10 protein-coding genes are annotated in these 11,208 nt (G+C 65.8%); 9 read left to right on the top strand and 1 reads right to left on the bottom strand.

Annotated elements, in window-relative coordinates:
- Positions 1 to 2 precede the first annotated feature (2 nt).
- The 3 genes from DFR52_RS13535 to DFR52_RS13545 are packed head-to-tail and all read left to right on the top strand — an operon-like array spanning position 3 to position 3,761.
- Complete coding sequence (locus DFR52_RS13535) at positions 3 to 1,091, top strand: branched-chain amino acid ABC transporter permease (protein WP_110032492.1); 1,089 nt, start codon at positions 3 to 5, stop codon at positions 1,089 to 1,091.
- Positions 1,084 to 2,877, top strand: coding sequence for an FAD-dependent oxidoreductase (locus DFR52_RS13540; RefSeq protein WP_110032493.1), 1,794 nt, complete (start codon positions 1,084 to 1,086; stop codon positions 2,875 to 2,877). Before DFR52_RS13535 ends, DFR52_RS13540 begins: the two co-directional genes overlap by 8 nt.
- Entirely contained in the window at positions 2,877 to 3,761 is an 885-nt protein-coding gene (locus DFR52_RS13545) for an intradiol ring-cleavage dioxygenase (RefSeq protein WP_110032494.1), read from the top strand. Before DFR52_RS13540 ends, DFR52_RS13545 begins: the two co-directional genes overlap by 1 nt.
- Before the next feature lie 252 nt (positions 3,762 to 4,013).
- Here DFR52_RS13545 and DFR52_RS13550 read toward each other — a convergent pair whose 3' ends face one another.
- On the bottom strand, positions 4,014 to 5,078 hold the full coding sequence (locus DFR52_RS13550; RefSeq protein WP_110032864.1) for a LacI family DNA-binding transcriptional regulator: 1,065 nt from the start codon (positions 5,076 to 5,078) through the stop codon (positions 4,014 to 4,016).
- Between the two features lie 205 nt (positions 5,079 to 5,283).
- Here DFR52_RS13550 and DFR52_RS13555 point away from each other — a divergent pair, with 205 nt between their 5' ends.
- The 6 genes from DFR52_RS13555 (at position 5,284) to DFR52_RS13580 (ending at position 11,203) form a co-directional block, all read left to right on the top strand.
- On the top strand, positions 5,284 to 6,588 hold the full coding sequence (locus DFR52_RS13555) for an ABC transporter substrate-binding protein (RefSeq protein ID WP_110032495.1): 1,305 nt from the start codon (positions 5,284 to 5,286) through the stop codon (positions 6,586 to 6,588).
- A gap of 65 nt (positions 6,589 to 6,653) precedes the next feature.
- Positions 6,654 to 7,391, top strand: a complete 738-nt coding sequence (locus DFR52_RS13560) for an SDR family NAD(P)-dependent oxidoreductase (protein ID WP_110032496.1) — start codon at positions 6,654 to 6,656, stop codon at positions 7,389 to 7,391.
- 15 nt (positions 7,392 to 7,406) lie between these two features.
- Positions 7,407 to 8,276, top strand: coding sequence for a carbohydrate ABC transporter permease (locus DFR52_RS13565; RefSeq protein ID WP_110032497.1), 870 nt, complete (start codon positions 7,407 to 7,409; stop codon positions 8,274 to 8,276).
- Positions 8,277 to 8,287: 11 nt separating this feature from the next.
- Complete coding sequence (locus DFR52_RS13570) at positions 8,288 to 9,115, top strand: carbohydrate ABC transporter permease (protein WP_110032498.1); 828 nt, start codon at positions 8,288 to 8,290, stop codon at positions 9,113 to 9,115.
- A 4-nt stretch (positions 9,116 to 9,119) separates the two neighbouring features.
- The gene (locus DFR52_RS13575; RefSeq protein ID WP_110032499.1) at positions 9,120 to 10,124 is read left to right on the top strand and encodes an alcohol dehydrogenase catalytic domain-containing protein; all 1,005 of its coding nucleotides are present in this window, start codon (positions 9,120 to 9,122) and stop codon (positions 10,122 to 10,124) included.
- On the top strand, positions 10,124 to 11,203 hold the full coding sequence (locus DFR52_RS13580; protein ID WP_110032500.1) for an ABC transporter ATP-binding protein: 1,080 nt from the start codon (positions 10,124 to 10,126) through the stop codon (positions 11,201 to 11,203). Before DFR52_RS13575 ends, DFR52_RS13580 begins: the two co-directional genes overlap by 1 nt.
- Positions 11,204 to 11,208 lie beyond the last annotated feature (5 nt).

The raw sequence follows: 11,208 nt of genomic DNA on the forward strand, positions 1-11,208 counted from the left end.
GCATGGCCCATTCCTCCCCCTATGCCAGCCTCACCCGCACCCGCGCCTCCAGAGTCGCCGGGCTGGTCGCGCTCGGCCTCGCCGTCCTGCTCTTGGTGCTGCCCGCCTTCGCCTCTCGCGGCCTCATCCAGGACCTGTTCTTTATCCTCACCATGCTGACGCTGGCGCAGTTCTGGAACCTGCTTGCGGGCTATGGCGGTCTCGTCTCCATCGGCCAGCAGGCCTTTGTCGGCATCGGCGCCTATGCATTGTTCGGCACGGTCATCCTTGCCGGCATCGACCCGGTACCGGCGCTCCTGCTGTCCGGGCTGGCGGCGCTGCTGCTTGCCATTCCGACCGCCTACTTCGCCTTTCGGCTGCAGGGCGCCTATTTCGCCATCAGCACCTGGGTGATCGCCGAGGTGGTGCGGCTTTCGGTGGCGCAGTGGAAGTCGGTCGGCGGCGGCACCGGCACGTCGCTGCCGCGCTCTGCCACCGGCTCGATGTGGTTCACCCAGGCAATCGAAACCCTGTTCGACGTGCGCAGTGCCGCGGCGCGCGACATTCTCGCCTACTGGCTGGCGGTGCTGCTCGCCGTGGCGACGATCGGCGGCCTCTACTGGCTCCTGCGCACCCGGCGCGGCCTGGCGCTTGCCGCGGTGCGCGACACCATGGACGCGGCCCGCTCGGTCGGCGTCGACGCCGGGCGGATGAAATGGCTGGTGTTCCTCGTCTCGGCCTTCGGCACCGGTCTGACCGGCGGGCTCATCTACCTGCAGAAGGCGCGGATCTCGCCAGACGCCGCCTTCAGCGTCACCGACTGGACCGCCTATGTGATCTTCATCGTCGTCATCGGCGGCATCGGCACGATCGAGGGCCCGATCATCGGCATCATCGTCTTCTACGCCTTGCAGACGCTGCTGGCCGATTATGGCAGCTGGTACCTGATGGTGCTCGGGTTGATCGGCATCGCCGTCATGCTGTTTGCGCCGCGCGGGCTGTGGGGCCTGTTCTCCGACCGCACCGGCATCGAGCTGTTTCCCGTCCGCCGCCGCCTGACCGGCGGCCTCCTGTCCCACCCGCACCATCCAGAGAGCAAAGATCATGGCTGACATCACCACGGACGTCCTCATCATCGGCACCGGTCCGGCAGGTTCCGCGTCGGCGGCGCTGCTGTCGACCTATGGCATCGAGAACATGGCGATCAACCGCTACCGCTGGCTTGCCAACACGCCGCGCGCGCACATCACAAACCAGCGCACCATGGAAGTGCTGCGCGATCTCGGCAAGGACGTGGAGGCGGAAGCCTACCAGTTCGCCTCAAGCCAGGAGCTGATGGGCGAGAACGTGTTCTGCGAGAGCCTCGCCGGCGAGGAAATCGGCCGGATGAAAAGCTGGGGCAACCATCCGCTTTCGAAGGCCGAGCATCTGCTGTCCTCGCCGACCTCCATGAACGATTTGCCGCAGACCTTCATGGAGCCGCTCCTGTTCAAGACCGCCTGTTCGCGCGGCACCCAGGCGCGGATGTCGACCGAATATGTAAGCCACGTCCAGGACGCGGACGGCGTGACCACCACCTGTCATGACCGTCTGACCGGCAAGAACCTCACCATCCGCTCCAAATATCTGATCGGCGCCGACGGCGGCAATTCGCTCGTCGCCGAGCATGCCGGCCTGCCCTTCGAGGGCAGGATGGGCGTCGGCGGCTCGATGAATATCCTCTTCCGCGCCGACCTGTCCCGCTATGTCGCCCACCGCCCGAGCGTGCTCTACTGGGTGATGCAGCCGGGCGCCAATGTCGGCGGTATCGGCATGGGGCTGGTGCGGATGATCCGGCCGTGGAACGAATGGCTGATCGTCTGGGGCTACGACATCAACGAACCCGCGCCGGTGGTGGACGACAAGATGGCCACGGAAGTCGCCCGGCAGCTGGTGGGCGACCCGGAGCTGGAGATCGACCTGATCTCGGCCAGCGTCTGGACCGTCAACGACATGTACGCCACCCATCTGCAGAAGGGGCGCGTCTTCTGCATGGGCGACGCCACCCACCGGCATCCGCCGTCCAACGGGCTGGGATCGAACACCTCGATCCAGGACGCCTACAATCTGGCCTGGAAGCTGGCCGCCGTGCTCAAGGGCCGGGCCGGCCCCGGCCTGCTCGAGACCTACAGCGCCGAGCGGGCGCCGATCGCCAAACAGATCGTCAAGCGCGCCAACCAGTCGATCGGCGAGTTCGGGCCGATCTTCGAGGGCCTGGGGCTGACCGAGAGTACCGACCCGGAAATCATGCAGGCCAACATGGACAAGCGCTGCGATTCCACCGCGGAGGCGGAGCGGCAGCGAGCCGCAATCCGCGACGCCATCGCCTTCAAGACCTACGAGTTCGACGCTCATGGCGTGGAGATGAACCAGCGCTACAAGTCGACCGCCGTCGTCACCGACGGACAGATGGAGCCCGCCTTCGAGCTCGACGCCGAACTGCACTACCAGCCGACCACCTGGCCCGGCGCGCGGGTGCCGCATGTCTGGGTCTTTGACGCCAGGGGCGGCAAGCATTCGACGCTCGACCTCACCGGCCATGGCCGCTTCACGCTGCTCACCGGCATCAACGGCGCCGGCTGGGTCGAGGCTGCCACCCAGGTGGCGGCAGAGCTCGGCATCGACCTCGCCGCCCATGTGATCGGGCCGCGGCGGCCATTGATCGACCACACAGGCGACTGGGCCCGGGCCAGCGAGATCGGCGAGAGCGGCTGCGTGCTGGTCCGCCCCGACCAGCATGTCTGCTGGCGCGCCGAAGAAATGACAAGCCAGCCCGACAAGGACCTGCGCCGGGTGTTCGGGACCATCCTTGATCTCAAGGGCAGAACCGCGGCAAAGGCATCGGAAGGAGCAAACTGATGGACCCGCACGAACAGGGATTCTTTTCGGAGGAGAACTCCGCCGACGTGGTGATCGCCCGCAACGCCAGGGCCAGGGACAAGCGCCTTGCCGAGGTGATGGCGGTGATCACCCGGCACCTGCACGCCGCGGTCAAGGAGATCGAACCGACGCAGGCGGAATGGATGGAGGCGATTCAGTTCCTCACCCGCACCGGGCAGATGTGCAACGATTGGCGCCAGGAATACATCCTGCTCTCCGACGTGCTCGGCGTGTCGATGCTGGTGGATGCAATCAACAACCGCAAGCCGTCCGGCGCATCGGAGTCCACCGTGCTCGGGCCGTTCCATGTCGATGACGCGCCGGAGCTGCCAATGGGCGCCAATATCTGCCTTGACGCCAAGGGCGATCCGATGCTGGTCAGCGGCCGCATCACCGGCACCGACGGCCAGCCCATCGCCAACGCCAAGATCGATGTCTGGCAGGCCAATGACGAGGGTTTCTACGACGTGCAGCAGCGGGGCATCCAGCCTGACTTCAACCTGCGCGGGGTCTTCCGCACCGGCGCCGACGGCAGCTATCATTTCAGGGGCGTGAAGCCGAAATTCTATCCCATTCCCGACGACGGGCCGGTGGGGCAGCTGCTCGGCAGGCTCGGCCGCCATCCCTACCGGCCGGCGCATTTGCACTACATCCTCTCGGCCGAGGGCTTCGAGACGCTGGTCACCCACATCTTCGACCCCGACGACCGCTACATCCATTCGGACGCGGTGTTCGGCGTCAAGGAGAGCCTGCTCGCGAGGTTCGAGCCGGTCGAGGATCCGGACCGGATCGCCGCCGCCGGTTTCGACGGGCCCTATTACGAGGTGGTGCACGACTTCGTGCTGGCGCCGAAAACCGCCTGAACTGCTCTCGGTGTGGCGATGACGGCTGCCCATATCCTGTCCGGCCCCGGTTTGGCCGCCTTGGAGACGCTGTCGAGGCACCGGGGCGGTTGAAGATTGCCACGGACCTCAGCGGCACGTGCAGTGTTCTGGTCCTCCAGTCATCAAGCCGGTGTGGGGGCTGGCTCGGTCGGCGGCAAGCATCCGGCCCACCCTGCCGCGGAGACGGACGGGGCATGGCCAGGCCAGGCACACCCTGCCGCAAGCGGCTCCCTACAGGTTGTCGATCGGCGGCGGCGCGGTCGATTCACGGACCACCAGCGAGAAGTCGATCTCGCGGTGCATGATGGCTGGAGAGCCGTCGAGCCGGTCGACGAGGTACTCGCCCGCCCGCACCCAGATCTCGTCGGTCGGCATGTGGATGGTGGTCAGGCTCGGGCTCAGATGCCGGCTCCACTCCAGATCGTCAAAGCCGACCACCGACAATTGCTCCGGCACCTTGATGCCGAGCTTGGCTGCCTCCAGCATGACCCCATAGGCAATGACGTCGTTGCCGCAGACCAGCGCCGTGGGACGGTCGGCGGAATCGAGCAGCACGCGGGCGCCCTGGCGGGCGTCGTCGAGCCGGTAGTTGACCTGAAGCCGCCAGCGGTCGGGCGGCGTGGCAGCGTTCTCCTCGAGCACCTCGAGCACGCCGGCGAGCCGCGCCTGGGCGCGGTCGTTGTTGCGCTGCATGGCGGCGACGACGCCGACGCGGCGGTGTCCGAGCTGGATCAGATGCTGGGTCACCCGGCGCCCGGCCGCCCGGTTGTCGACGCCAATGCTCGGATAGGGTTTCCTGGGTTCGTAGACGCCGACATTGACGAAAGGGATGTCCTGCGAGATCAGCAGCCTGCGCAGATCGTCGTGGCGGCGGTCGCCACGCAGGATCAGCCCGTCGATGCCGCGGCTGACCAGGTTGCGGGCCTGCTTGAGCTCGATGTCGAGATCGTATTCATTGGTGGCCAAGAGCAGCAGATAGTCCCTGGTGGCCAGAAAGGACTGCAGCGCCTGCAGGCCCTGGGCGAACATCGCGTTGTCGATGGTCGGGATGATGGCACCGATGGTACGGGTGCGCCGGGATGACAATGCCCGCGCCGACGCATCGGGAATGTAACCGATTTCATCAATGGTGGCGCTGATGCGGCCGCGCAGGGCGGCACTGACGGAGTCCGGATTGTTGAGCGCCCGCGAGACCGTGGCGGTGGAGACGCCGGCCTGCCGCGCCACCTCCCGAATTCCCACGGAACGCGTCGCCACACCGCCCTGCTTCGTCTCATTCTTGCTGATCGGTTTCATCATCCCCCCGAAAATTCGCCCCGTTTTTGAGTGTCGAATTCCTGCTCCGCCCCTTCCTTAGCTGCATTTTTACGCCCGGGCAATTCTCGCCACCCATTGTTGACGGAGAAACTCAGACGCGCTATGTAACCGGTTACAGACCTTTGAAACGGGCTGGACCGCATTGCTGGAGGCGATGCTACTGCAAACTAGGGAGGATCATCAAATGCCAAAATCACTGCAGGTGTCGCGGACGCTGGCCGCCGCGCTGCTCTTGAGCACCACTCTGACCGCCGCGGCCATCGCCCAGGACTTCAACTGGAAGGCCCATGAGGGGCAAACGGTTACATTCCTCGCCAACAACAATCCCTGGGCCACCAAGGTGCTCGAGCACAAGGCCGAGTTCGAGGAACTGACCGGGATCACCCTCAAGGTCGATTCCTACCAGGAACAGCAGATGCGCCAGCGCATGATGACGGTGATGAACGCGCGCAGCGACGAATTCGACGTGTTCATGACGCTGCCGTCGCGCGAAGGCGCGCAGTTCGCCGCCGCCGGCTGGTATGAGGATCTCAAGCCGCATGCGGAAAAAGATGCGTCGCCGGACTACGATTATGCGGGCCTCAGCCCGGCCCTGCTGGAGGCAGCCACCTTCGACGGAGAACTGACCGGCATGCCGCTCAACATCGAGGGCCCGCTGCTCTACTACCGCACAGACCTGTTCGAGAAATGCGGCATCGACGCCCCGGCGAAGCTCGAGGACCTCACGGCCATTTCCGCCAAGCTCAAGGACTGCGCGCCTGACGTGACGCCGTTTGCGACGCGCGGCCTCAAGCCGGCGCTGCCCTATACCTTCTCGGCCTTCCTGCACAATATGGGCGGAAGCTACATGAAGGACGGCAAGTCCAATCTCTGCTCGGCCGAAAGCAAGGCGGCGATCGGACTCTACGCGTCGCTGCTCAAGGATTTCGGCCCTCCCGGCGCCGTCAACTACTCCTTCTACCAGCTGACCTCGCTCTACCGCGAAGGAAAGTCGGCGATGTCGTTCCAGTCCTCGAACGAGTTCAGCTCGATCATGGAGGGCGACGCCCGCCTCAACGACACCGCCATCGTGCCGCTGCCCGAAGGTGCCGGCGGATCGCATCCGACCGCCATCGGCTGGGCGCTTGCCGTGTCCAAGTTCAGCTCCAATCCCGATGCCGCCTGGTACTTCGTGCAGTGGGCGTCAGGCCCCGACATGCAGGCCAAGCTGGCGCTGGAGGGTATCGCCCCGCCGCGCAACTCGGTGGCCGGCGATCCGGCCTATCAGGCATGGCTGGCCGAGAAGCCCGTCCGCCAGGCCTGGCAGAAGGCGCTCGGCCATCTCGCCGATGCCGGGACTTCGGAGGTCGGCTATCCGATCATCCAGAACCCGGAATCCCGCGAATATATCGGCCAGGCCGTCAATGCCGTGCTGCTCGGCACCAGCACGGTCGACGAGGCCTGCGCCGCGGCCGACGAGCAGCTCAACACCCTGATCGAACGCGAATAGTCCTCCCGGACCGCAGCACCGCCCGGAGCCTCGGCTTCGGGCGGCAACCCACCAGGATCCCTCAGATGTCATCCCAGTCCTTTGCGTTCGCGCCCGGGTTCACCGCGGTCGTTGTCGGCGGTGTCGGCGGAATCGGCGCCGCGATCGTCCGCCAGTTCCTGGAACTCGGCGCGACGGTGTCGGCCACCGGCATCAGCCAGGCGGAGATCGACGGCTTTGATGCCGCCGGCCACGAGCGCCTGTCGCTCGGCGTTCTCGACGTCACCGACGACGCGGCCATGCGCGCGTTTGCCGCCGGTTTCGACGGGGTGGACGCGCTGGTCAACTGCGCCGGCATCCTCCGGCGCGACCGCGAATTCGATCTCGACATCTTCCGCCAGGTGCTCGACGTCAACCTGACCGGCACCTTTTCGGCCTGCCTCGCCTTCCGCAGCGCGCTCGCCGCGCGCTCAGGCTCGATCATCAACATCGCCTCGATGAACGCCTTTTCAGCCCTGCCGCGGATTCCCGCCTACTGCGCCAGCAAGGCCGGCGTCGTCATGCTGACCAAGACGCTGGCCCACGCCTGGGCGCAGGACGGCATCCGCGTCAACGCGGTTGCGCCCGGCTTCATCGAAACCGCGATCAATGCCGAAGGCCGCAAGGACCTCGCGCATTACGAGCGGATCTCAGCGCGCACCGCGCTCAAGCGCTGGGGACAGCCGGACGATGTCGCCGGCACCGTTGCCTTTCTCGCCATGCCCGCATCATCCTATGTGACGGGAAGCGTCTTCGCGGTCGACGGCGGCTACCTTGCCAGCTAGCAACGGGATCAGGACATGAGCAAATCCATATCACTCAGGGGACAGATGGCGGCGATGTCGGCGCCTTCGGTGATCTTCACCGTCGGCATGATCGCCTTCCCCTTCTTCTACACCATCTGGCTCAGCTTCCAGACCATGTCAGCGACCGGCACCATCCGCTACACGGGAGCGGCCAACTATGTCCGGATGGTTAGCGACGACCAGTTCTGGAACGGCCTCACCATCACCGCCGCTCTCTACTTCCTGTCACTGGTCATGCAGCTCATCTGCGGCACGGCGCTGGCGCTGCTGCTCTTCCGCGCCAAGAAGCTGCCCGGCATCGTCCGGTCGCTGTTCATTTCGCCCTTCATGATGCCGCCGGTGGTGGCGGGAATGATGTGGCTGGTAATTCTCGATCCGTCGCTGGGGGCTGCCAACTACATCCTCACCTCCTTCGGCCTGCCGCCGTCGGAATGGCTGGCCTCCCCCGGCTTCGTGGTGCCGACGCTGGCGCTGATCGACACCTGGCAGTGGACCCCCTATGTGGCGCTGATCGTGCTGGGCGGGCTGCAATCCCTGCCGCCCAGCGTCTACGAGGCGGCCGAGATCGACGGCGCCTCGAAGTTCAAGACGCTCTACCGCATCACACTGCCGCTGCTGTTGCCGACGCTGGTCACCGCCGCCGTGCTGCGCAGCGTCGATCTGCTCCGCTTCTTCGACCTGATCTACATCACCACCCAGGGCGGGCCGGCCAACGCGTCCTCGACGCTCAACATCTACGGCTTCCGCACCGGTTTCGAATTCTTCCAGCTGGGCTACGCCAGCGCGCTGATGGTGACGCTGTCGGTCATCGTCTTTGGCGCAGTGCTGGTGCTCAACCGGCTCCGCACCGCCGTGGCCTGGTAGGAGGGCGCCCCATGACCGATCTCGCTTCAAACGACCGCTGGTTCAGCCGCCTCAACACGCTGCTGCTGATCCTCGCCGGAATCATCGTCATCACGCCCACAGCATGGATGGTGCTGTCGTCCTTCAAGCAGTCCTTCGAGGTCACGGCCTATCCGCCGACGCTGTTCTTCAGCCCGACGCTCGACAATTACCGGTCGCTGTCGGACACCACGCCGTTTCCGCAATACGCGCTCAACAGCATGATCGTCACGGTCGGCTCGACGAGCCTCGGCCTGCTGCTGGGCGCGCCCGCCGCCTTCGTCGCCTCCTGGACCCGCATCACCTGGCCGGCGGTCGTCACGCTGGTTGCCCGGATGGCGCCCGGCACGCTGTTCCTGCTTCCCTGGTACCTGATGTTCCGCCAGTTCGACATGATCGGCAGCTACTGGGCGCTGATCCTGACCCATGCGGTCATCACCATGCCGATCGTCATCTGGGTACTGCTGCCGTTCTTCGACAACATTCCCCGCAGCGTCTACGAGGCAGCACAGGTCGACGGCTGCTCGCCGTTCAGGATCTTCTACCGCATCGCCCTGCCGCTGGTCAGTTCGGGCCTCGCCGTCTCGGCCATCCTCGCCTTCGTCTTCTCGTGGAACTACTTCCTGTTCTCGCTGGTGCTGTCGAACTCCGACACCAAGACGCTGATTGCCGCGTCCTTCAATTTCATCGGCGAAGGCTCGACCAACTGGGGCGGGCTGATGGCCGCCGCCACGCTGATCGCCCTCCCGCCGCTGATTCTTGCAACCATTGTCCAGCGCTGGCTGATTTCGGGCCTGACGCTCGGCGCCGTGAAAGGCTGATTGAATGTCCAACCTGCACCCGAACATGCGCGCGGCCGATTTTCACGGCGACGACCGGATCACCATCGAAACAAGGCCCCGTCCCGAGGCGGGCGAAGGCGAGGCGCTGGTCCGCGTCCTGCGCACGGCCCTGTGCGGCTCGGACTTCAAGCTGTGGCACAAGGGATCGGAACACATTGCGGGCCACGAGATCTTCGGCCGTGTCGATCACCCCGGCCACGCGCTCGACGGTCGCCGCTGCGCCGTCTACATCCCGCTGCATTGCGGCCACTGCCAGCCCTGCCGCGACGGCAACACGCAGATGTGCATCACCGTGTCCTCGCTGATCGGGTGGAACCGCGACGGCGGCTATTGCGAATACGTCGCCGTGCCCGACAACTGCCTGCTGCCGGTGCCCGACGACATCGAGGACAACCTGGCGCCGCTGCTGCTCGACACCATCGGCACGTCGGCGCATGCCGTGCGCGAGGCGAGCCGCTTCCTGCCCGCGGGCGCGGATCCCGAGGTGCTGGTCACCGGCGCGGGCCCCGTCGGCCTCGGCGTGGTGCTCGCCCTCAAGGCGCTCGGCTTCCATCGCGTCTTCGTCTCCGATCCCAATGCCGAGAGGCTGGCCATCGCCGTCGATTTCGGCGCCGCCGCCCATCCGGTGGGCAGCCGCGACAGGCAGTTCCTGCTCATCGTCGAGTGCTCCGGCGCCCATCCCGCGCGCAATCTCGCCATCGAGCTGGTGCTGCCCAAGGGCGTCATCGTGCTGGTGGGCGAGAACGCCGCGCCATGGACCATCACCGAGGACAAGGTCTTCCGTCGCAAGGACTTCATCATGCTGCGCACCTTTTATTTCCCCAAGGGCGATCTCGACGCCAATGTCGAGCTGCTGCGCCGGAACCGGGACAGCTATGCCCGCCTGGTGGACGAGTCATTCGGGCTAGAGTCGCTGCCCGAGCGCTTCGCCAATTTCGCCGCAGGCCGGTCGATCAAGCCGGTTCTGAGCTTCGAGGAGACACGCTGATGGCTTCGATTCGCATGCGCAACCTGGTCAAGCACTATGGCAGCTTTCCTGTCATTCCCGGGCTGGACCTCGATATCGCCGACCACGAATTCGTCGTTCTGGTGGGCCCTTCCGGCTGCGGCAAGTCGACCCTGCTGCGGGTGCTGGCCGGGCTCGAAAGCATCAACAGCGGCGACCTGTTCATCGGCGATGTCCGGGTCAACGACGTGCAGGCCGCCAAGCGCGACATCGCCATGGTCTTCCAGGACTACGCGCTCTACCCGCACATGACGGTCCGCCAGAACATGGCGTTCGCGCTGGAAATGCGCGGCATGAAGAAGCCCGAGATCGACGAGCGGGTCGCCAGTGCCGCGGCCATGCTCGACATCGAGAGCTTTCTCGACCGCAGGCCCAAGGCGCTGTCAGGGGGCCAGCGCCAGCGCGTCGCCATGGGCCGCGCCATCGTCCGCGACCCCAAGGTGTTCCTGTTCGACGAACCGCTGTCCAATCTCGACGCCAAGCTGCGCGCCCAGGTGCGCGCCGAGATCAAGGCGCTGTCGCAGAAGCTGCGCACCACCATGGTCTTCGTCACCCACGACCAGATCGAGGCCATGACCATGGCCGATCGCATCGTGGTGATGAAGGCCGGCGTGATCCAGCAGGTCGGCACCCCGGAGGAAGTCTACGAGCGGCCCGAGAACATGTTCGTGGCCGGCTTCATCGGCTCTCCGGCCATGAACTTCCTGCCGGTGACGATCGACGGCGAAACGCTGCGCCTCAAGGACGGCACCAGCTTTTCGGCAACCGGGCTTTTCGCCGCCGACGCGCTCGCCCGCGCCAGCAGGGGCGATGCCTGCCTCGGCGTCCGCCCGGAGCATCTCATGGTCTCGCCCGACAAGCCCTCGGCGCTCGACATTGAGGTCAGCCTCGTCGAGCCGCTGGGTTCGGACACGCTGGTCCATTTCCAGCTGGGCGGAGTGGCCTGCATCGGCCGTGTCTCGCCCGACCTGCGTCCCCGCCCCGGCGACCGTCTGCCGCTGCTGCCCGCTGCCGGCAAGGCTCACCTGTTCGACCAGACCACCGGCGAAGCATTCCGCTAGACATT

This window comes from Hoeflea marina (genome assembly GCF_003182275.1).
Classification (GTDB): domain Bacteria; phylum Pseudomonadota; class Alphaproteobacteria; order Rhizobiales; family Rhizobiaceae; genus Hoeflea; species Hoeflea marina.

What these genes read in the sequence shown, in the direction of transcription:
- DFR52_RS13535 (WP_110032492.1), top strand. Translation starts at nt 3, where the DNA reads ATGGCCCATTCCTCCCCCTATGCCAGCCTCACCCGCACCCGCGCCTCC.
- DFR52_RS13540 (WP_110032493.1), top strand. Translation starts at nt 1,084, where the DNA reads ATGGCTGACATCACCACGGACGTCCTCATCATCGGCACCGGTCCGGCA.
- DFR52_RS13545 (WP_110032494.1), top strand. Translation starts at nt 2,877, where the DNA reads ATGGACCCGCACGAACAGGGATTCTTTTCGGAGGAGAACTCCGCCGAC.
- DFR52_RS13550 (WP_110032864.1), bottom strand. Translation starts at nt 5,078, where the DNA reads ATGAAACCGATCAGCAAGAATGAGACGAAGCAGGGCGGTGTGGCGACG.
- DFR52_RS13555 (WP_110032495.1), top strand. Translation starts at nt 5,284, where the DNA reads ATGCCAAAATCACTGCAGGTGTCGCGGACGCTGGCCGCCGCGCTGCTC.
- DFR52_RS13560 (WP_110032496.1), top strand. Translation starts at nt 6,654, where the DNA reads ATGTCATCCCAGTCCTTTGCGTTCGCGCCCGGGTTCACCGCGGTCGTT.
- DFR52_RS13565 (WP_110032497.1), top strand. Translation starts at nt 7,407, where the DNA reads ATGAGCAAATCCATATCACTCAGGGGACAGATGGCGGCGATGTCGGCG.
- DFR52_RS13570 (WP_110032498.1), top strand. Translation starts at nt 8,288, where the DNA reads ATGACCGATCTCGCTTCAAACGACCGCTGGTTCAGCCGCCTCAACACG.
- DFR52_RS13575 (WP_110032499.1), top strand. Translation starts at nt 9,120, where the DNA reads ATGTCCAACCTGCACCCGAACATGCGCGCGGCCGATTTTCACGGCGAC.
- DFR52_RS13580 (WP_110032500.1), top strand. Translation starts at nt 10,124, where the DNA reads ATGGCTTCGATTCGCATGCGCAACCTGGTCAAGCACTATGGCAGCTTT.